This is a genomic window from Acinetobacter sp. AOR43_HL (assembly GCF_027854635.1).
Classification (GTDB): Bacteria; Pseudomonadota; Gammaproteobacteria; order Pseudomonadales; family Moraxellaceae; genus Acinetobacter; species Acinetobacter pittii.
The window spans coordinates 353,985-376,314 of the sequence record NZ_JAKTHX010000032.1; the positions used below are offsets into that span (position 1 = coordinate 353,985).

The window sequence follows — 22,330 nt, forward strand, 5'->3', positions numbered from 1 at the left end:
TTTTTAAGGCACAATATGCTTGCATCATAGTTTGTTTGTTTTTTAATTAATATACCTACGAGTACATTAATTAAAAAAAACTTATAAATATTTATTTTTCTAAACTTTTATTAGAGGGTTTTGTGCAAACAGTTAATCAAAGTGGTCGCCCCAAAGATCTGGAAAAGCGTGCTCGTATCCTACAAGCCGCGAAAGCTATTTTTTTAAAATCCGGTTATCACGGTACTAGCATGAACCAGATTGCACAGGAAGCAGGCGTTACTAAACTCACGGTTTATAACCACTTTCAAGATAAAGTGAACCTGTTTATCTGCGCGATTACGGAAACTTGTGAAGAGACACTGTGCACTAAACAATTTGACTTAGATACATCGGCAGACTTCTATCAAACACTCTTTATTGTATGTTCACGTGCCTTACAAATTATTTATTCACCTGAAGCATTAAAGCTTGATCATGTATTGTTGGAGCTTGCAGCCGAACAGAACCCACTCGCCCTACAGTTTTTTGAAGCTTCACATACACGAATGGAAAATCAATTAGCTGAGTTTTTTCAAAAAGCTGCTCAATTAGGTTTCATTCAAGCCGATGATCCAATCTATCAAACAGAACTGCTTTTGACCTTATTGCTTGGTGTACGCCATCACAAGGTTTTACTGGGCATTACTGCTGCCCCAAATGCACAGGAGCTAGAGCAAATTATTCGCGACGCAATTGATTTATTCCTACTCAAATATCGGAATTAAACCAAAGTCCGATTGTCAAAAGTTGCGCTGAGTGCATGCCAGCTTTTAAGACACTACAAGCGAATTAAATGTTATTTTTTAAGCAAAAATTCACATTTTCTTACGCTCAAAGCTTGGAATGTTTGTTAATCGCGCTATATTCGATAAGAATAAGAACAGGAGAAAATAGCATGGTTCAGCAAATCGATGCGCCACTGCGTGAGGATGTCCGCTTACTTGGTAATTTGTTAGGTGAAACCCTAAAACAACATGCAGGACAAGAACTGTTTAATCAGATCGAGCAAATCCGTGCTCTTGCCAAAGGTGCACGTGATGGTCAAGCTGAAGCCGAAAAGCAACTAGAACAATTATTTTTAGAACTGCCCGATGAAGAGTTACTTCCTCTCACCCGCGCTTTTTCTCACTTCCTCAATTTTGCCAATATTGCCGAGCAATATCATGTGGTCCGTAGCCGCAGACAGGCAGAGTTTGATTCGGATGCAAACTCTCCGAATCCGCTTGTTCACTTATTTCAAAAATTTAAAGATAAAAGTATTTCAACAGAAAAACTATTCCAGCAAATTTGCGATCTTAAAATTGAGTTAGTACTTACGGCGCACCCAACTGAAGTGAGTCGTCGTACCCTCATTCAAAAATATGATGATATTAACGCATGTCTCTCACAGCTTGATCAGCAAAAACTTACCCCACGCGAACGCCAAAATGCACTTGCGAATTTAAAGCAACAAATTAGTTCGGCTTGGCAAACAGATGAAATCAGACAGCACCGTCCAACTCCAGTCGATGAAGCAAAATGGGGATTTGCCACAATTGAGCAAACACTTTGGAATGCTGTACCTAAATTCATTCGCGAGTTAAATGAATTAGTTCAAGAAAACTGCCAACTCAATTTACCACTTAATATTGCACCAGTACGTTTCGCATCTTGGATGGGTGGAGACCGTGATGGCAACCCAAATGTTACCCATCAAATTACCCAAGAAGTACTGTGGTTATCACGCTGGCAAGCTGCCGATCTGTATTTAAGAGATATCGAAAACTTACGTTGGGAACTTTCAATCCAGACTTGTTCCGAAGAAATGATTCAGGCAATTGGTAGCCAACATGCAGAACCTTATCGTGAATATTTACGTGCTACACGAGAACGTTTAAAAGCAACTCGACACTGGTTAGCTCAGCGTTTACAAGGCTTAGAAGCAGACGACAGCAATGTCATTAAAAGTAAAGATGAGCTTTTACAACCATTATTGCTGTGCTATCGCTCTTTAATCGACAGTAACCTACCTGAAATTGCGAATGGTCAACTGCTCGACTTTATCTACCGTGTGAACTGTTTTGGTATTGAATTACTTAAACTCGACATTCGCCAAGAATCAGGCCGTCATCGCCAAGCGATTTCAGCCATTACCGAATATTTAGGTTTAGGTAATTTTGAATCGTGGACTGAGCAAGCACGCCAAAACTTCCTCATTCAAGAATTACAAAGTAAACGTCCGCTTTTACCGAAATATATTAATGAGCCTGAAGGTAGTTTAATTGGACACCCAGATGTCCAAGAAGTATTTGCAACCATGCGTACTTTGGCAGACCAACCACCTGAGTCTTTAGGGGCATATATTATTTCGATGGCTGAATATCCAAGTGATGTTTTAGCTGTGTTGTTATTGCAAAAAGAAGCAGGTATTCAGCATCCTTTACGTGTAGTTCCTCTATTTGAGACTTTAAAAGACTTAGATGGCGCTGCAACTACCATGAATACGCTGTTCAATATGCATTGGTACAAACAGCACATTCAGGGTAAACACGAAGTCATGATCGGTTACTCCGACTCAGCAAAAGATGCCGGTTTTATGTCTGCCAACTGGGCGCAATATCGTGCTCAAGAAGAGCTGACTGCAATTGCTCAAACACACGGCGTACAGTTGACCCTATTCCACGGTCGCGGCGGATCAATTAGCCGTGGTGGCGCACCAACCCAACAAGCTCTATTCTCACAGCCGCCTGGTTCGATTTCTGGTGCAATTCGGGTCACTGAACAAGGGGAAATGATCCGCTTCAAATTCGGTCTAGAAGGAATTGCGATGCAAAACCTTGAGATCTATACCGCAGCAACACTTGAAGCGACCTTATTACCACCACCAGAGCCTAAGGCTGAGTGGCGTGAACTCATGAATCGCATGACTGATCATTCTGTTAAGGTCTATCGCCAGACAGTTCGTGAAAACCCACATTTTGTCAAGTATTTACGGACCGTTACGCCTGAACTCGAATTACAAATGTTGCCTTTAGGCTCGCGTCCTGCAAAACGAAAAGTGAGTGGCGGCATCGAGTCTTTACGTGCGATTCCATGGGTATTTGCTTGGACACAAATCCGTTTGATGTTGCCTGCATGGCTAGGTACAGGTGCTGCCATTAATGAAGTGATTGCAGATCAGCAAAAAGCAACACTTGATCAAATGCTCCAGCAATGGCCTTATTTCCAGACACTCATTGATATGCTGGAAATGGTATTGTCTAAATCCGATGCCAACATTGCACTCTATTACGAGTCTCATTTGACTGAAGATGAAGATTTAAAAGTGCTCGGTAACCAATTACGTCAGCGCTTAAAAGATGCTGTTGAAACACTACTTAAATTGAAAGATGAATCAAAGCTTCTGAGTAATAATGAAGTTCTTGATCAATCCATGCAGGTTCGTAAACCGTACTTACTTCCTTTGCATCTTTTACAGGCTGAACTCATGAAACGCCGTCGTGATTATCTTACTGAGCGTCAGGCAGAACACACCCCTGTTGACCATGCACTTATGGTGAGTATTGCGGGTATCGCTGCTGGTTTACGTAATACAGGTTAAGCTGATTTTACCAATTGTTTTATAAAGCAGTGCATCTCGATGTGCTGCTTTTTACTTGCAAAGTTCTTTATTTTTCTTAAATTTTCTCCGATTTTCTATTTTTTTGAATATTTTTTAAAAATCATAAAATTAATCTTTATAAGAAAAAAATAACTAAATACGCACATTTAGTTTTTTTAAAATTATACCAATCGTTAAAAAATAATTACTTTTCACTCATATACTTCTCTCTAGAGATTAAATGCACTCTCAAGAAAGAGTATCATGGCAGCAATTAAAGAATAATGAGCTTATTTTATGTCCAATTGGTTTCCAAAATGGCAGCCTTACCAAGGTGATATTGACCATCGGCCAGTCTCTACCAATGAATATCTCCCACCCGTTCAAAGTGCTGTTTTGGGTATTCAACATGCATTTGCTATGTTTGGAGCGACTGTTTTAGCACCCTTACTCATGGGTTTTAATCCTAACCTTGCTATTTTAATGTCTGGAATCTGTACCATTCTCTTTTTCTTAATTACAGGTGGTCGTGTTCCAAGTTATTTAGGATCAAGTTTTGCCTTTATTGGGGTGGTTGCAGCTGCAACTGGGCATATTACAGGTTCAGGTGCCAATCCAAATCTATCTATGGCTTTAGGTGGAATCGTAGCATGTGGTGTTTTTTATGCCATCATCGGTTTTATCGTGATGCTTACTGGTACACGCTGGATTGAAAAACTCATGCCGCCTGTGGTGACTGGTGCCATTGTGATGATTATTGGTCTGAACCTTGCACCTGTTACGATTAAAGGTGTTGCAGGCCAACCATTTGAAATGTGGATGGCCTTAATTACCGTACTTTGTATGGGTAGTATTGCAGTCTTTACTCGTGGCCTGTTGCAACGCTTGCTTCTGTTGATTGGTTTGATCTTGGCTTATGTGATTTATGCCATCACCACCAATGGGCTAGGTTTAGGTAAACCAATCGATTTTAGCCAGATCTCACAAGCCGCATGGTTTGGGATTCCAAGCTTTTCGCATCCTACTTTTGACACGAATGCTATGCTAATTATTGCGCCAGTTGCGCTTATCTTAGTAGCAGAAAATCTAGGACATATTAAAGCTGTTGGCGCGATGACTGGTGAAAACCTGACTCCACAATTAGGTAAAGCATTTGTTGCAGATGGTTTAGCAACAACGCTTTCTGGTAGTGTCGGCGCTCCAGGGATGACTACTTACGGTGAAAACATTGGTGTGATGGCAGTCACTCGTGTGTACTCAACCATTGTTTTTGTGATCGCAGGTGTCTTTGCAATTTTCTTAGGTTTATCTCCAAAATTTGGTGCGGTAATTAGTACTATTCCAAGTGCTGTTTTAACAGGCGCGTCTATTGTTGTGTTTGGTTTAATTACCATTGCTGGGGCCAAAATCTGGATCGAAAACAAAGTTGATTTTTCTAACAATAAAAATCTAATTGTTGCTTCAGTCACGATTATTTTAGGTGCCGGTAACTTTGAATTATTGTTCGGTAACTTCAACTTAGGTGGTATTGGTACCGCAACTTTTGCAGCCATTATTTTAAATTGGCTGTTTAGTTTAAAAGATAAAACCTAAATTCAAAAAGGCAGCGCAAGCTGCCTTTTTTTATTACGATTTAGTATGATGACTTTTTAGCCTTCAATACGTTCCCTGTCATGCGTTTTGATTTTTTTGATTTACAGCTGGTTCTTCATATTGTCTCTACGGGTAGTCTAACCAAAGGTGCAGACCGCTCTGCAATTTCACTTCAAGCCGCCAGTGAACGTATAAAAAAACTCGAACAATATTTTGAAACGCCCTTATTTATTCGCCAGACGACGGGAGTGGAGCTCACCACAGCGGGACACGCGTTTGTAGAGCATGCCCGTCAACTGATGACACAAAAAGAGCAGCTCGAACAAGAAATGCAGAGGTTTAGGCCACCTACAACAGAGTCATTAACGCTTTGGTGTAATTCTTCTGCTCAAAGCGAATATTTGCCTCCGTTATTACCACAATATTTGGTGCTTCATCCCGAAATAAACATTGATTTACACGAGGCAGAAAGTTCAGAAATTGTAGAGGCATTAACGCAAGGAGTTGCAAATCTTGGGCTGGTCTCAAGTTTTTTTGATACCCGCCATTTGCAAACTAAGGAATTTGCTAGTGATCCATTAGTTCTGATTTGTCCTCCTACTCACAATTTAGCTCAACACCAAGAGCTGAATTTGGTAGAGGCTTTAAGTTATGGTTTTATTGGTCTTAAACCCCACCATTCGTTGCAACAGTCCATCGAAACTCAAGCTAAGCTATTGGGCTTTAACATACAGTACCGTTTGCGCTTACCTAATTTTGGTGCGATTGCGGAAGTAGTCGCCAAAGGTGTCGGAATTGCGATTATGCCGGCTCGTGCTGCCCAGCGTTTGCAATCGGACTATGACTTTCATTCCATTCAACTACTAGGTGCGTGGGCAAATCGTAAACTGCTTTTGGCCACACAAAATTTCAATCAGCTACCTAATAGTTATAAACAATTTTCAGATTTTTTATTGCAACATCGCCCTTAAAAATTGGCTTAATGCAAAATCATATAAAGCCCTAATGACACCAAACCTATAAAAAAGATACGGCGAAATAATTGCTCATTTAACCGATAACGGATTTTTTTACCTAACCACATTCCAACGAGAGCCGCCAATAATGCAGCAAAAGATAAACGATAATCCAATGTCATTCCCGACATAGGGTTGTGGTGTAAAAAGACTGCAAGACAAATGGTAGAGACAGTAAACGTTAGTCCTAAAGCCTGAACCAACTCATCACGCTTTAAATGTAAAGACTGCAAATAAGGAACGATTGGAATAATAATGACACCAGTTGCTACAGTCACCGCCCCGCCGATATATCCAATAATCGGTGATAGCCAACGTTCATACTTTCCTAAGTGTGGAAGTTTCTTCACGCACAGACCATAGAGTCCATATAGGGCCAACATGCAGCCTAATAAAATCTCACTACTATGCCCATGACTTTGGCTTAAAGTGGGTAGAAAGCTCCATATTGAGCCCACCACAATGCCCACAAGCAAAGTCCAGAAACGGCGAATAAAGGCCCAGACATGTCCTTCAGCAAAAAGCTGCCAGACGTTGGTGACCATTGAAGGGACAATGAGCAGAGATGCTGCCTGAAAAGGGCTCATTGCGATGGTGAGTAAGCCCATCGATACCGCGGGCAATCCTAAACCGATCATGCCTTTAATCATGCCTGCGAAAGCAAAGACCACTATAATAATTGCTAAAAAAGTCACTGTTTATCTCCGATTCCTTAAAGGATATGCTACGGAAAAAACAGGTACTGCCCTATTCTTGTTTTTAGGAGTAGGCCTCAATTAAAAGTTGAGGCTGTTTTATATTTTTCTTCTAATACATTGCTAAAAATACTTTCGATCATCCACACACGATACAAGCTATTAAATACGTAGGTCTGACCATCAATACGCAGCTCTAAAACCGGTAAATCAGGCTGATGCTTGTCTTTGCAAAGTGCATCATTCTGCGCCAAAACAGATTGCACATCTTGGTCGGTTAGCTGCTCAATCCCAAGTTGCTGCTGTAACTGTTGGAAATGTTTTAAGAAAGATAAATCTTTTCCTTTCGTCCAAACTGCCTGCAATATTGTGAAAATCGTATCAATTTGCTGATTTTCTTGCACACTATAGAAAAGCTTTGCCATCTCTAATGTGCTTTCCTCAGTAGGACGACAAAATGGCGTAAAGGCCACACCTGTTCGTTTAGAAACACGCGTCGCCAAACTCCAGTCAAACCAGTCTCGACTTTGATAACTTAAAGGGTAAACTTTTAGTTGAATATCATAATAATCAGCCAGCTCTTCTTTAATATAGGCAAGTAACAGCCAGCTCATTGGATCTTCTAAAGCAATATAGATATCAAGCTCAGGATGAAGGGTCTGAATCTCGGTAAGTGCCTCCGCATCATTAATCAAATGTTCACGCCATTCGATATGATTAATTAAAAAAATTGGATTGCCCTTCAGTAACTTTTGCTGCTTCAGACGACGAGTTAAACGTAATAAATCATCTACTGCGTGATATTTACGTCCACCAAATTCAAAGTATGCCGCGGGTACAGGCTCATCCGTAAAAATGCGTTCTGAAAAATGTTGAGGAAGCTGATGTTTAACTGCCATGGCATGTAAAGTACGCAACTTTCCATATTGTTGCTGCCAAAGCATGTGAAAAATATCTTCTAGTAAATGAAAGAAATTCTGACCTTGTAATGGGGTTCTTTTTAATATGACTGCCGCTTGTTTTAAAGATTCTGGGCTGGGGATTTCTGGAAATTCATCGAAACCGAAACGATGTTGTTTGGCTAATATCTTGGCATCATTTAAACAATAATTTTGCCACTCTTCATGCGACATGCTGTTTGGAGGTTCAGAAGCCGTATGCGAAATAATAATTTTTAAAGGCTTAAGTTCATCACTTAAAATTTCATCTAGCTGAGACAATTGCTGAACAGCCAAATAGCTATACACATCATCAAGTCGTAAATAAATACTTAAACCATTTTCCGTGGGTAACACCGCTTGACGAGAAGGCTTTTGGTAAAACCAGCTCGATCGAATAGGGTCAAACCAACGGCGTAGCAGTGACATGAGTTGTGCCTCTAAAAAATAAATCCTAAGCGAGATCAAAGATTGTTTTGATCATAGTGCAAGGTAAAACAGTAGTCGAGATTGAAATATAACTACCTTAGTTTACGCAGAAAATAAGTCATGTTTTTAGCAAGTTTCTACGTAGGTGAAGATTTTATCACCATTTTATGGCAAACCCATAGAATGATCTAAAAACACCTTTTTCTACAAGCTGATTTTTTTTACCAGACATGAAAAATGCACCCTTAACATGATAGCAATTCATCGTGTTAAAGGGTGCATGATTCCTAATCAATTATTAAAATTGAATATTTTATAGAACGCGTACAGCTCCTTTCGCTGCACTTGTTGTATGCATTGCATAAACTTTTAACGCTTTTGATACTTTACGTTTACGTTCTTCTTTCGGATGCCAGCCTTTCGCTTCTTGCACTGTACGACGATGTGCCATAGTCGCATCATCAACGTTTAAGTGAATCGTACGGTTTGGAATATCGATTTCAATGGTATCGCCATCTTCAACCAAACCAATTGCACCACCTTCAGCCGCTTCTGGTGAAACGTGTCCAATTGAAAGACCTGATGAACCACCAGAGAAACGACCATCTGTTACCAATGCACAGTCTTTTCCTAAACCTTTCGATTTAAGATAGCTAGTTGGGTAAAGCATTTCTTGCATACCTGGGCCACCACGTGGACCTTCGTAACGAATCACAACCACATCGCCAGCTTTAATATTATGACCCAAAATTGCATCTACAGCTGCATCTTGGCTCTCAAATACACGCGCTGTACCAGTAAATTTCAAGATTGATTCATCAACACCTGCAGTTTTCACGATACAACCATCAAGCGCGATGTTGCCGTATAGAACCGCTAAACCACCATCTTTAGAGAATGCATGTTCTGCATTACGGATAACGCCTTTTTCACGGTCGCCATCTAATGTTGAATAATAGCGATTTTGCGAGAATGCAACTTGAGTTGGAACACCACCTGGTGATGAACGATAGAATTCATAAACGTCTGCATCTTCAGTACGAATAATGTCCCACTTATCTAATGCATCTTTTAAAGTTTTCTCATGTACAGTCGGTACAGATACATCAAGCAAATTCGCGCGATCAAGTTCACCTAAGATCGCCATGATACCGCCAGCACGATGAACATCTTCCATATGAACGTCTTGTTTTGCAGGCGCTACTTTAGACAATACAGGAACTCGACGTGATAATTCGTCAATATCGTCCATTGTAAAATCAACTTCAGCTTCACTTGCCGCAGCCAATAAATGCAGAACGGTATTGGTTGAACCACCCATTGCAATATCAAGAGTCATCGCATTTTTAAATGCAGCCTTGGTTGCAATCGAACGAGGTAAAATGCTTGCATCTTCTTGTTCATAATAGCGCTTAGCCAATTCAACAATAAGTTGGCCTGCTTTTAAGAATAATTTTTTACGGTTTGCATGCGTCGCAACAATCGAACCATTACCCGGTAAAGATAAACCTAAAGCTTCTGTTAAACAGTTCATTGAGTTTGCAGTGAACATACCTGAACATGAACCACAGGTTGGACATGCCGAACGTTCAAATTCTTCAACTTCTTCGTCTGTATAACTTTCATCAGCCGCAACAACCATTGCATCAACAAGGTCAATCGCTTTTTCATTACCGCGGAACTTAACCTTACCAGCTTCCATTGGTCCGCCAGACACGAAAACAACAGGAATATTCAGACGCATCGCAGCCATGAGCATTCCCGGAGTAATCTTGTCACAGTTTGAAATACACACCATGGCATCTGCACAGTGTGCATTCACCATATATTCAACTGAGTCAGCAATCAAATCACGTGATGGTAAAGAATAAAGCATGCCGTCATGCCCCATTGCGATCCCGTCATCAACTGCAATCGTATTGAACTCTTTAGCAACACCACCTGCTGCCTGAATTTCTGCTGCGACAAGCTGCCCTAGATCTTTAAGATGTACATGGCCTGGCACAAATTGAGTAAATGAGTTGACCACCGCAATAATCGGTTTGCCGAAATCCTCATCTTTCATTCCTGTTGCACGCCATAAGCCACGTGCGCCAGCCATATTTCTTCCGTGTGTCGATGTTTTTGAACGATAGTCAGGCATTAGTGTTTCCAACAAGTTGTGCTTGAGCGGAATTTTTCCCGCTCTGGCGAATGATACTGATATAGCGTTAGATCAGTCGGAATATTGACTCATCATCATAATTTGATCATTCTCCATTCTATAGAAGCAAATAATATTCGGAAAGCCAAGAACAGTAATAGACAGTCAATATTTAGCAAAACTTACATGAATAATTTTTTATTTTTTCATAACCTTTTTTTATCAATAAAAGTTTTTCAATAATTTTTTGTTCACTATTTAAAAACTAAAATGCTCAATCGCCATGATTTTAGAGCTTCAATCGTTTTTCACGTATACTACGCCTAAACTCTTTTTGGATTGCATTTGTGAAAATTATTTTTGCTGGCACCCCCGAATTTGCTGCAACAGCATTGGCGGCTTTATTAAAAACTTCCCATGAAATTATCGCGGTTTATACTCAGCCAGATCGTAAATCGGGTCGTGGACAAAAACTAACGCCATCTCCCGTAAAACAACTTGCGCTTGAGCATAATATCCCTGTTTATCAACCTCTTCACTTCAAAGCATCTACAAAAGAAGGTTTAGCAGCTCAACAAGAACTGGCAGCTTTAGGCGCAGATGTGATGGTGGTTGCAGCCTATGGTTTAATTCTTCCACAAACTGTGCTCGATACACCGAAATATGGCTGTTTAAATATTCACGGATCACTATTACCTCGTTGGCGCGGTGCAGCACCAATTCAGCGTGCGATTGCAACAGGTGATGAAGAAACCGGAATCACCATCATGCAAATGGCTGCCGGTTTAGATACAGGCGATATGATGTATAAAACCTATTGCACAATTACTGCCGAAGATACCTCAGCGACTTTGCATGACAAACTCGCAGCTCAAGGTGCAACAGCAATTTGTGCGGTACTTGAGTCAGAAGAAACACTACAAAAATATTTGGCAGAACGCGAAGTTCAAGACGAAAGCTTAACGGTCTATGCTCATAAACTCGTAAAGTCAGAAGCTCGTATTGATTGGGCAATTGATGCTATTCAAGTTGACCGAAATATCCGTGCTTTTAACCCTTGGCCAGTCGCTTTTGTTCAACTTGATGAAAATAATGCTCTGCGTGTCTGGAACTCTCTAATTTCTAGCCAAAGCAAAGCGAATGCTCAAGCTGGTGAAATTATTGCAATCGATAAACAAGGTGTGCATGTTGCTTGCGGTGAAAATACATTTATTTGTCTGACTAGCGTGCAGTGGCCGGGTGGTAAAGCATTAAACGCTCAACAAATTGCACAAACTCAAAAACTTCATGTAGGACAAATTTTGCCATGAGTCAGGTTACCTCAAATTCCTCACGTTTTAACCTGCGTGCTCAAGTCGTCCAGACGTTATTAAAAGTTCAGCAAGGCCAATCACTCGCTAGTATTTTAAATACACAGCTCAATCAGGTAGCAGAGCGCGATCGCGCTTTATTTCACGAGCTCGTTTTGGGTACATTACGTCAATGGTTTGCGCTTAAATCAATTAGCCTACCTTTGCTCAGCAAGCCTCTAAATAATGAGACAGTAGAAACCTGTCTTTATGTCGGTCTTTATCAAGTTTTATGCACGCGTATTGCAGCACACGCTGCCATTTCAGAAACAGTAGATGCGACTAAACAACTTGGATTCCCTGCTCTCAGCGGTATTGTGAATGCTATTTTGCGCCGAGCTACTCGTGAAACTGATGACTTTCAGCAAGGCTTACAGCAGGCGCATGGTTTACCAAGCTGGCTTTTCAAACGCTTAAAAAAGGATTGGGGTGAACAAACGGAATCTCTCTGCCAATCTTTGAAGCAAGTCGCGCCTTTAACCTTAAGGGTGAACCAGCGTCATATTGGCCGCGATGCTTATTTAGCAAAACTACAAAGTTTAGAAATTCAGGCACGTGCATGTACTTTGTCTGAAGCAGGTATTGTTCTTGAACAATCTGTACAAATTACTCAACTACCTGGTTTTGAACAAGGTTGGTTTTCTGTACAAGATGAACACGCTCAGCTTTGCGCAACATTATTGTCAGATTTGAACGATAAAATAGTAGTTGATGCGTGTGCTGCCCCAGGGGGCAAAACTGCTCATTTACTTGAAAAATTTAAACCTGCTCAGCTCATTGCTATTGATCAGGACCCAAGTCGTTTAGTGCGTGTAACTGAGAACTTAAATCGCTTAGCACTTGATCAAAGTCATACAGAGATTTTGGCAGCGGATGCAACTCAATGGGTACCTGCACAGCCAGTAGATTGTATTGTGCTCGATGCACCTTGCTCTGCTACAGGGGTTATTCGTCGTCATCCTGACATACGCCTATTGCGCCAATCTACCGATATAGCTCAAACCATTGAACTACAAAAGCAGATCTTGGACCACATGTGGCAACAGCTCAAAGTTGGCGGCACATTGCTTTACATCACCTGTTCAATTTTAAAAGCCGAAAATGAACAGCAAATGATGACTTTTTTTGCTGAAAATCCAAATGCAAAAGAAATTAAAATTGAAGCTAATTGGGGAATCGAGCAAACTCATGGACGCCAATTACTGCCGCAAGCGCAGTCTGGTGATGGATTTTATTATTGTAAAATTCAAAAAATTGCATAAAAAAAGCAGGCTTAAAGCCTGCTTTTTTACTTGATCAGCATTAAAGTGTGTGCTGATCTTTTACTTCTTCTAAAACATCATCTAACTCTTCAGGATGTTTCGATAAATGGATAATGGATAAAACCAAGCCACCCCATAAAAACACCATCGAAATTACCATCATTACGATTGCTGAAGTATTCATTATTCTATCCTCCTAGCGATCTTTCATTTTGCTTAAAACAATTGCAACAACTGCACAGAAAATTACACTGCCCCAGCCGAATACACCTTGTAAGCTCATACTATAAGTATCATAGCCATTTTTGATCAAATTAAATACAGTCATACTGAGTGTAGTTAACAAGATTAATGATGTAATGACTGTTAAAGTGAAATCCCAACCCTTACCTAATTGAATAGTTGAGATGCGATTCACGTGATCACGAAGTTCCATTAAAGCAGAACGCTTAAACCAAGCCACGGTAATAATAGAAAGTAAAGCACCGCCAATAATACCGATGTTATTGATAAAGTGGTCAACGATATCAACCAGTTTAATTGCGTTTACACTTGAGAATAAAATAATTGATACAAGCGCACTACCACCACCAATAATGGTTACAGCTTTTTTACGACCCCATTTCAATTTATCCTGCATTGCTGCAATAGGTACTTCCAAAATACTTACCATCGAAGAAATACCTGCGACGAAAAGTGAAGAGAAGAATAAGAAACCAAATAAATCGGCACCTGTACCTAAACTTGAGATAATTTTAGGGAATGCAATAAATGCTAATCCAATCCCACCACTCACAACATCTTTAACTTCAGTACCTGCCGCATGTGCCATAAAACCAAGCGCTGCGAAAATACCAATACCAGCCAAAATCTCTGTTGATGCATTTGCAAAACCAACGATTAAACCAGAACCTGTTAAATTCGTTTTTGGTTTCAAATAAGATGCATAAGTCACCATGATCCCGAAACCGACAGAGAGGGAGAAGAAAGTATGGCCATAAGCCGCTAACCAAACTTTATAATCCATCATTGCTGACCAGTTCGGCGTAAAGAAAGCATTTAAGCCTTGAACCGCGCCTGGTAAACGTAATGATTGAATCACTAAAATAGTGAAGAGAATGAATAATAAAGGCATGAAAATCTTATTCGATAATTCAACCCCTTTTTTCACACCACCATAAAGAATGATTAGAGTAAGTGCCCAAATCCCAACAATCGGCCAGAATAAATGACCTACAAACTGTAAATCAAAACCGGTTGCTTTTGTGGTCTGCAAATAGGTATTAAAGAAGAAACCTTCTGGATCACTTCCCCACATTTGGCCAATAGAGAAGTAAACATAACTACCAGCCCAAGTGAGTACACTTGCATAGTACAAACCAATGATGATACAGACACAAACCTGCCACCAACCTAATGTTTCCCCGCCTTTAAATAGGGCACGATACGCTTTAGGAGGTGAACCAGTACTACGATGTCCTACCGCATAATCTAAAAATAGTAACGGTAAACCAGCAGTAATAAGTGCCAATAGATAGGGAATAAGAAATGCGCCACCACCATTTTCATAAGCAACGTATGGAAAGCGCCAGATATTACCTAAGCCTACAGCCGAACCAACGGCTGCAATAATAAAACCAGATCGTGACGTCCAGTTTTCACGAGAATCTGTCATAGAACACCTAATGTTAAAAGATTACTTATTTTTACTGCTATTGTTGATTGTTATTCCGCATGCAAAAAAAGAACCAAAAAATACTTTTGTGTTTGTAGAAAATAAAATGCACCTTTTGAGTATTTTTATTCCCTTAACAAACAAGCAAAAATAGAAAATTCTTCCTTAAAGATTTTTGTCCATTTTTTGCCCCTATATAGCTGAACAATACCTGTTTTTATTTCTTTTTACTGTAATTTCCGTCAGAAATTTTACGAATTTTCTGAGTTTTTTTCACAATTGGTTATTTTTCAGCTAATATTTACGTTCTACTACTTGTAGATTAAAATTATTATTTAATGCAATTTTATTGCAATCCCTGAAAATACTTATTTAATTACTCAACTTATCCACTAATTTATTTTTAACTATCCAGTTATTAAATTAAAATTTAATAAGTCCGATACGATTGACAAAATTTATACTAAATTTTCTAAAAGATTAAATTCATTTAAATGAAGAAGAAAACAATAATTATTTGAATTAAATAAACTTTTTTAAGGTTTAAAAATTTACTCATCTCACACACCTCAGATCCTTATTTTTTATCAATGCATCTGTAGCAAGATGTCTATATCATGCGCTCAAAGATTTCTTTTATGTGGATGTAAAAATGAAAATATTAAAAATATCTTTATTAACGCTCGGGATGGGCTTAAGTGGCTTTGCTCAAGCAGACTTCGTAGGAGTAAAAGGCGACGTAGGTTACTGGTTCTATGACGGTAAAGCTAATATGTCTTCTCAATCACCTGAAGATCAAGATTTAGATCAAAAAGGTAGTGCTCAAATCTCATTAGCAGTAGAACACCCAATTCCATTTATTCCAAATGCAAAAATTCGTTATGTAAATTTAGATACCGAAACTAAATCAGAAACTTTAGGTCAAGCCAACTATAAAGTTGATTTAGATCATAGCGATTTTATCCTCTACTACGAGTTACTAGATAATATCGTAAGTGTAGATGCTGGTCTTGGTGCAACTGTATTAAATGGTGATATTACTGCCTATACAGGTAAGCGTGTGGATATTGATAAAACATATCCTATTGCTTATTTGTCAGGTGAAGTAAAACTTCCGTTTACAGGCTTAAGTGCTAAAGGTGAAGCAACTTATACAAACTTTGATGATGCACGAATTACAGATGCACTGGCAGAAGTAAAATATAAATTTGCAGATAACCTACTCATTGATCTGGGTCTAACAGCAGGCTATCGCGTACTTAATATCGACTTAGATGACTACGATAACAATGACCTTAAATTTGAATTTAAAGGCCCATATGTAGGTCTAGAAGCACATTTCTAAATCAGAATTTCAGAAATAAAAAAGAACTCGATATGAGTTCTTTTTTATTTAAATCATATCTACATAACCTAAATATTCTCGAATCCTTTGACACCACGCTTGAATATTTGGATATAGCTCCAAATCAAAACCACCTTCCTCCGCGACATGCGTGTATGCATACAAGGCAATGTCAGCAATAGTTAATTGATCTCCAACAAGATAGTCGTGATCTACTAAAGCTTTATCCATAATAGATAGTGCTTTATGGCCTTTTGGCTGTAAATTATGGTATTCCTCTATTCTTTCTGGTGGTAACCCTAAATATTTATTAATAAAACGAGCAACTGCAATAAATGGTTCATGACTATACTGCTCAAAGAACATCCATTGGTACATTTTTGCTTTAATAAAAGGATCTGTAGGAATAAATTTTGTTCCTTCAGCCAAGTAACCTAAGATAGCATTCGACTCACTCAAAACACGACCATCTTCTAGGACTAATACAGGTATTTTTCCATTAGGATTTAAGGACAAAAAATCAGCTGATTCAGTTTCTTTGTTTAAAATATCAACGTGGATCCATCTATGATTAATATTTAATAAGGAAAGTAATAGTTTTATCTTATAGCAGTTACCCGAACCGACATCACCATAAATTATCATAGATGCTCTTCCCTTATTATGCATACTTAAAAGATTAATTTTCTTATTATTTATAGCACAACTCTTCCTTAGTATTTTTATATTTATTCTCCGCACATATATTTTTTCTCCCAATAAAGAAACACCCCCATTCGTTAGAACGGGGGTGTTTAGAATAATGAGCTGGCGATGACTTACTCTCACATGGGTAACCCCACACTACCATCAGCGCTAAGAGGTTTCACTTCTGAGTTCGGGAAGGGATCAGGTGGTTCACTCTTGCTATGGTCGCCAGCACAACTGGTATGGATACTTGCTTCGTTTTATTCACTGTGTGATACGTTGCGTTTTCCAAATCTTTACAGATGGGCTGATTGGATCTGATTTTGTTCATTTTAGCTAAGTGTTTAACTAAATCAAGTTGCTTTGCATGTTTATGAATCGATTGATGCTTCATATACAACTGCTTGGGTGTTGTATAGTCAAGCCTCACGAGCAATTAGTATTGGTCAGCTTCACATATCACTATGCTTCCACATCCAACCTATCAACGTCCTAGTCTCGAACGGCTCTTTAGAGGAATAAATTCCTAGGGAAATCTTATCTTGAGGTAGGCTTCCCGCTTAGATGCTTTCAGCGGTTATCCCTTCCGAACATAGCTACCCGGCGATGCGACTGGCGTCACAACCGGTACACCAGAGGTTCGTCCACTCTGGTCCTCTCGTACTAGGAGCAGATCCTCTCAAATTTCCAGCGCCCACGGTAGATAGGGACCGAACTGTCTCACGACGTTCTAAACCCAGCTCGCGTACCTCTTTAAATGGCGAACAGCCATACCCTTGGGACCTGCTTCAGCCCCAGGATGAGATGAGCCGACATCGAGGTGCCAAACACCGCCGTCGATATGAACTCTTGGGCGGTATCAGCCTGTTATCCCCAGAGTACCTTTTATCCGTTGAGCGATGGCCCTTCCATACAGAACCACCGGATCACTAAGACCTACTTTCGTACCTGCTCGACTTGTGGGTCTCGCAGTTAAGCGCGCTTTTGCCTTTATACTCTACGCGTGATTTCCGACCACGCTGAGCGCACCTTCGTACTCCTCCGTTACTCTTTAGGAGGAGACCGCCCCAGTCAAACTACCCACCAGACACGGTCCTCGTCCCGGATAACGGGACAGAGTTAGAACCTCAACATTACCAGGGTGGTATTTCAAGGACGGCTCCATTGGAACTAGCGTTCCAACTTCAAAGCCTCCCACCTATCCTACACAAGTAAGGTCAAAGTTCAGTGTCAAGCTGCAGTAAAGGTTCACGGGGTCTTTCCGTCTAGCCGCGGGTACACTGCATCTTCACAGCGATTTCGATTTCACTGAGCCTCTGCTGGAGACAGCGCCGCCATCATTATGCCATTCGTGCAGGTCGGAACTTACCCGACAAGGAATTTCGCTACCTTAGGACCGTTATAGTTACGGCCGCCGTTTACTGGGGCTTCGATCAAGAGCTTCGCTTACGCTAACCCCATCAATTAACCTTCCAGCACCGGGCAGGCATCACACCCTATACGTCCACTTTCGTGTTTGCAGAGTGCTATGTTTTTAATAAACAGTTGCAGCGGCCTGGTTTCTGCGGCTGTCGTCAGCTCAGGAAGCAAGTTCCATCACCAACAACAGCGTACCTTCTCCCGAAGTTACGGTACCATTTTGCCTAGTTCCTTCAGCAGAGTTCTCTCAAGCGCCTTGGTCTACTCGACCTGACCACCTGTGTCGGTTTCGGGTACGATTCCTGTGTAACTGAAGCTTAGAGACTTTTCCTGGAAGCATGGTATCAGCCACTTCACTGTACAAGTACAGCTTGCTATCGGATCTCAGTATAGAGTACCCCGGATTTGCCTAAGATACATACCTACATCCTTCCACCTGGACAACCAACGCCAGGCTGACTTAACCTTCTCCGTCCTCTCATCGCATTACACAGAAGTATTGGAATATTAACCAATTTCCCATCGACTACGCCTTTCGGCCTCGCCTTAGGGGTCGACTCACCCAGCCCCGATTAACGTTGGACTGGAACCCTTGGTCTTTCGGCGAACGGGTTTTTCACCCGTTTTGTCGTTACTCACGTCAGCATTCGCACTTCTGATACCTCCAGCATACTTCTCAATACACCTTCATCGGCTTACAGAACGCTCCCCTACCACTTGACTAATGTCAAATCCGCAGCTTCGGCACATAGTTTTAGCCCCGTTACATCTTCCGCGCAGGCCGACTCGACTAGTGAGCTATTACGCTTTCTTTAAAGGGTGGCTGCTTCTAAGCCAACCTCCTAGCTGTCTATGCCTTCCCACATCGTTTCCCACTTAACTATGATTTTGGGGCCTTAGCTGGCGGTCTGGATTGTTTTCCTCTTGACTACGGACGTTAGCACCCGCAGTCTGTCTCCCGGATAGTACTCATAGGTATTCGGAGTTTGCATCGGTTTGGTAAGTCGGGATGACCCCCTAGCCGAAACAGTGCTCTACCCCCTATGGTATTCGTCCGAGGCGCTACCTAAATAGCTTTCGGGGAGAACCAGCTATCACCAGGCTTGATTAGCCTTTCACCCCTATCCACAAGTCATCCCCTGGCTTTTCAACGACAGTGGGTTCGGTCCTCCAGTTAGTGTTACCCAACCTTCAACCTGCTCATGGATAGATCGCCTGGTTTCGGGTCTATACCCAGCAACTAAACGCCCTATTAAGACTCGATTTCTCTACGGCTCCCCTATACGGTTAACCTCGCTACTGAATATAAGTCGCTGACCCATTATACAAAAGGTACGCAGTCACACCACGAAGGTGCTCCCACTGCTTGTATGCATGCGGTTTCAGGATCTATTTCACTCCCCTCACAGGGGTTCTTTTCGCCTTTCCCTCACGGTACTGGTTCACTATCGGTCAGTCAGGAGTATTTAGCCTTGGAGGATGGTCCCCCCATATTCAGACAAGGTTTCACGTGCCTCGCCCTACTCGTCATCATTATGTGTGCCCTTTCGTGTACGGGAATATCACCCTCTACGTTCGCACTTCCCAGAGCGTTCCACTAAAACACACATAACTTAATGGGCTGATCCCCGTTCGCTCGCCGCTACTGAGGGAATCTCAATTGATTTCTTTTCCTAAGGGTACTGAGATGTTTCACTTCCCCTCGTTCGCCTTGCAACACTATGTATTCATGTTGCAATACCTACCTTAAAGTAGGTGGGTTCCCCCATTCAGAAATCTCCGGATCAAAGGATATTTGCCGCCTCCCCGGAGCTTTTCGCAGGCTATCACGTCTTTCATCGCCTCTGACTGCCAAGGCATCCACCACATGCACTTAATTACTTGACTATACAACCCCAAACAGTCGTCAACACCTACAAGTGAGTGTTGTCCGTGCGATTCTTCATCGCTACTATCTGTTGTCTGTGCACTTAAACACTGTACAGCTTCAATCTAAATTCATATACCAAAACGCTTGATTCAGTTAATTTGCTAGTTCTCAATTCATCTAGATTAATTGCTTAATCTAAACTCTTGAGTGAACAATTTATTTCAGACTCAATTTTGCCAATCTGTTAATGAATAAACATACCTTCGTCAGGTCATGCTTAATACCGTGATACTTAAATCACAGAAGTTAATAAACCAAGATCTAAATCTCTATTTACTAATTTCTGTAATCCGAACTTCTCTTAAGTTCTGGTGGAGACTAGGAGAGTCGAACTCCTGACCTCCTGCGTGCAAAGCAGGCGCTCTACCAACTAAGCTAAGTCCCCAGCTTACATCATCAGTCATGTATCTTTTATCTATAACTTCAACCAGTCAAAGTCATGGTGGGTCTGACAAGACTTGAACTTGTGACCCCACGCTTATCAAGCGTGTGCTCTAACCAACTGAGCTACAGACCCTCAGATACATCTATGAAGAACAACTTGTTGTGGATTCTTACCAATCGTCAATCTTTCGTTAAGGAGGTGATCCAGCCGCAGGTTCCCCTACGGCTACCTTGTTACGACTTCACCCCAGTCATCGGCCACACCGTGGTAACCGCCCTCTTTGCAGTTAGGCTAGCTACTTCTGGTGCAACAAACTCCCATGGTGTGACGGGCGGTGTGTACAAGGCCCGGGAACGTATTCACCGCGGCATTCTGATCCGCGATTACTAGCGATTCCGACTTCATGGAGTCGAGTTGCAGACTCCAATCCGGACTACGATCGGCTTTTTGAGATTAGCATCCTATCGCTAGGTAGCAACCCTTTGTACCGACCATTGTAGCACGTGTGTAGCCCTGGCCGTAAGGGCCATGATGACTTGACGTCGTCCCCGCCTTCCTCCAGTTTGTCACTGGCAGTATCCTTAAAGTTCCCGACATTACTCGCTGGCAAATAAGGAAAAGGGTTGCGCTCGTTGCGGGACTTAACCCAACATCTCACGACACGAGCTGACGACAGCCATGCAGCACCTGTATGTAAGTTCCCGAAGGCACCAATCCATCTCTGGAAAGTTCTTACTATGTCAAGGCCAGGTAAGGTTCTTCGCGTTGCATCGAATTAAACCACATGCTCCACCGCTTGTGCGGGCCCCCGTCAATTCATTTGAGTTTTAGTCTTGCGACCGTACTCCCCAGGCGGTCTACTTATCGCGTTAGCTGCGCCACTAAAGCCTCAAAGGCCCCAACGGCTAGTAGACATCGTTTACGGCATGGACTACCAGGGTATCTAATCCTGTTTGCTCCCCATGCTTTCGCACCTCAGCGTCAGTGTTAGGCCAGATGGCTGCCTTCGCCATCGGTATTCCTCCAGATCTCTACGCATTTCACCGCTACACCTGGAATTCTACCATCCTCTCCCACACTCTAGCTAACCAGTATCGAATGCAATTCCCAAGTTAAGCTCGGGGATTTCACATTTGACTTAATTAGCCGCCTACGCGCGCTTTACGCCCAGTAAATCCGATTAACGCTTGCACCCTCTGTATTACCGCGGCTGCTGGCACAGAGTTAGCCGGTGCTTATTCTGCGAGTAACGTCCACTATCTCTAGGTATTAACTAAAGTAGCCTCCTCCTCGCTTAAAGTGCTTTACAACCATAAGGCCTTCTTCACACACGCGGCATGGCTGGATCAGGCTTGCGCCCATTGTCCAATATTCCCCACTGCTGCCTCCCGTAGGAGTCTGGGCCGTGTCTCAGTCCCAGTGTGGCGGATCATCCTCTCAGACCCGCTACAGATCGTCGCCTTGGTAGGCCTTTACCCCACCAACTAGCTAATCCGACTTAGGCTCATCTATTAGCGCAAGGTCCGAAGATCCCCTGCTTTCTCCCGTAGGACGTATGCGGTATTAGCATTCCTTTCGAAATGTTGTCCCCCACTAATAGGCAGATTCCTAAGCATTACTCACCCGTCCGCCGCTAAGATCAGTAGCAAGCTACCTCTCTCCGCTCGACTTGCATGTGTTAAGCCTGCCGCCAGCGTTCAATCTGAGCCATGATCAAACTCTTCAGTTAAAATCATTTTGCACCTTATTTAAAGACAAGGTGCCAATTCTGGCTCATCAATTACTGACTTAAATTTCGCTCAAATAAACTTCGAGTAATTTAAACCAATCAATCAATGAAAATTATTTCGATTAATCAATCAG

13 protein-coding genes, 2 tRNA genes and 3 rRNA genes are annotated in these 22,330 nt (G+C 41.6%); 7 read left to right on the plus strand and 11 right to left on the minus strand.

The annotated features are described in order from the left end of the window. The first annotated feature begins 122 nt into the window (after positions 1–122). From MKL33_RS16885 to MKL33_RS16900, 4 genes are all read left to right on the plus strand, one after another. Positions 123–746 (plus strand): TetR/AcrR family transcriptional regulator, encoded by a 624-nt coding sequence (locus MKL33_RS16885; protein ID WP_032036289.1) that lies wholly within the window; start codon positions 123–125, stop codon positions 744–746. A gap of 170 nt (positions 747–916) precedes the next feature. After that, a complete protein-coding gene (gene ppc / locus MKL33_RS16890; RefSeq protein WP_270907385.1) occupies positions 917–3,601 on the plus strand; it encodes a phosphoenolpyruvate carboxylase in 2,685 nt (894 codons plus the stop codon). A gap of 297 nt (positions 3,602–3,898) precedes the next feature. Next, positions 3,899–5,194, plus strand: a complete 1,296-nt coding sequence (locus MKL33_RS16895; protein WP_002119102.1) for a solute carrier family 23 protein — start codon at positions 3,899–3,901, stop codon at positions 5,192–5,194. A gap of 80 nt (positions 5,195–5,274) precedes the next feature. Then, positions 5,275–6,165 carry a LysR family transcriptional regulator gene (locus MKL33_RS16900; RefSeq protein ID WP_270907386.1) on the plus strand — a complete coding sequence of 297 codons (891 nt, stop codon included), beginning with the start codon at positions 5,275–5,277 and terminating at the stop codon, positions 6,163–6,165. Positions 6,166–6,173: 8 nt separating this feature from the next. Here MKL33_RS16900 and MKL33_RS16905 read toward each other — a convergent pair whose 3' ends face one another. From MKL33_RS16905 to ilvD, 3 genes are all read right to left on the minus strand, one after another. Further along, the gene (locus MKL33_RS16905; protein ID WP_017386206.1) at positions 6,174–6,905 is read right to left on the minus strand and encodes a sulfite exporter TauE/SafE family protein; all 732 of its coding nucleotides are present in this window, start codon (positions 6,903–6,905) and stop codon (positions 6,174–6,176) included. A gap of 77 nt (positions 6,906–6,982) precedes the next feature. Beyond that, positions 6,983–8,272 carry a hypothetical protein gene (locus MKL33_RS16910; RefSeq protein WP_270907387.1) on the minus strand — a complete coding sequence of 430 codons (1,290 nt, stop codon included), beginning with the start codon at positions 8,270–8,272 and terminating at the stop codon, positions 6,983–6,985. A gap of 313 nt (positions 8,273–8,585) precedes the next feature. Next, positions 8,586–10,415, minus strand: coding sequence for a dihydroxy-acid dehydratase (gene ilvD / locus MKL33_RS16915; RefSeq protein ID WP_270907388.1), 1,830 nt, complete (start codon positions 10,413–10,415; stop codon positions 8,586–8,588). Between the two features lie 347 nt (positions 10,416–10,762). Here ilvD and fmt point away from each other — a divergent pair, with 347 nt between their 5' ends. Then, positions 10,763–11,725, plus strand: coding sequence for a methionyl-tRNA formyltransferase (fmt, locus tag MKL33_RS16920; protein WP_270907389.1), 963 nt, complete (start codon positions 10,763–10,765; stop codon positions 11,723–11,725). Continuing rightward, complete coding sequence (gene rsmB / locus MKL33_RS16925; protein WP_161282613.1) at positions 11,722–13,026, plus strand: 16S rRNA (cytosine(967)-C(5))-methyltransferase RsmB; 1,305 nt, start codon at positions 11,722–11,724, stop codon at positions 13,024–13,026. Before fmt ends, rsmB begins: the two co-directional genes overlap by 4 nt. 40 nt (positions 13,027–13,066) lie before the next feature. Here the strand turns inward: rsmB and MKL33_RS16930 are convergent, their stop codons facing one another. Both MKL33_RS16930 and MKL33_RS16935 read right to left on the minus strand, forming a co-directional pair. Beyond that, on the minus strand, positions 13,067–13,210 hold the full coding sequence (locus MKL33_RS16930; protein ID WP_016142648.1) for a methionine/alanine import family NSS transporter small subunit: 144 nt from the start codon (positions 13,208–13,210) through the stop codon (positions 13,067–13,069). Between the two features lie 12 nt (positions 13,211–13,222). Beyond that, positions 13,223–14,701, minus strand: a complete 1,479-nt coding sequence (locus tag MKL33_RS16935) for a sodium-dependent transporter (protein ID WP_017481897.1) — start codon at positions 14,699–14,701, stop codon at positions 13,223–13,225. Positions 14,702–15,341: 640 nt separating this feature from the next. Between MKL33_RS16935 and MKL33_RS16940 the strand changes: the two genes are divergently transcribed. Further along, a complete protein-coding gene (locus tag MKL33_RS16940) occupies positions 15,342–16,046 on the plus strand; it encodes a TIGR04219 family outer membrane beta-barrel protein (RefSeq protein WP_079381041.1) in 705 nt (234 codons plus the stop codon). A 48-nt stretch (positions 16,047–16,094) separates the two neighbouring features. On the opposite strand, the gene MKL33_RS16945 is transcribed toward MKL33_RS16940, so the two are convergent. The 6 genes from MKL33_RS16945 to MKL33_RS16970 form a co-directional block, all read right to left on the minus strand. Further along, positions 16,095–16,691 carry a glutathione S-transferase family protein gene (locus tag MKL33_RS16945; protein WP_227062427.1) on the minus strand — a complete coding sequence of 199 codons (597 nt, stop codon included), beginning with the start codon at positions 16,689–16,691 and terminating at the stop codon, positions 16,095–16,097. 160 nt (positions 16,692–16,851) lie between these two features. Further along, a 5S ribosomal RNA gene (rrf, locus tag MKL33_RS16950) occupies positions 16,852–16,966 on the minus strand. A gap of 182 nt (positions 16,967–17,148) precedes the next feature. After that, a 23S ribosomal RNA gene (locus MKL33_RS16955) occupies positions 17,149–20,039 on the minus strand. 352 nt (positions 20,040–20,391) lie between these two features. Then, positions 20,392–20,467: transfer RNA gene (locus MKL33_RS16960), tRNA-Ala, on the minus strand. Between the two features lie 55 nt (positions 20,468–20,522). Beyond that, positions 20,523–20,599, minus strand: a tRNA-Ile gene (locus tag MKL33_RS16965). Between the two features lie 59 nt (positions 20,600–20,658). Continuing rightward, positions 20,659–22,196 (minus strand): 16S ribosomal RNA (locus MKL33_RS16970). The 16S, 23S and 5S rRNA genes sit together here with 2 tRNA genes alongside, the layout of an rRNA operon. Positions 22,197–22,330 lie beyond the last annotated feature (134 nt).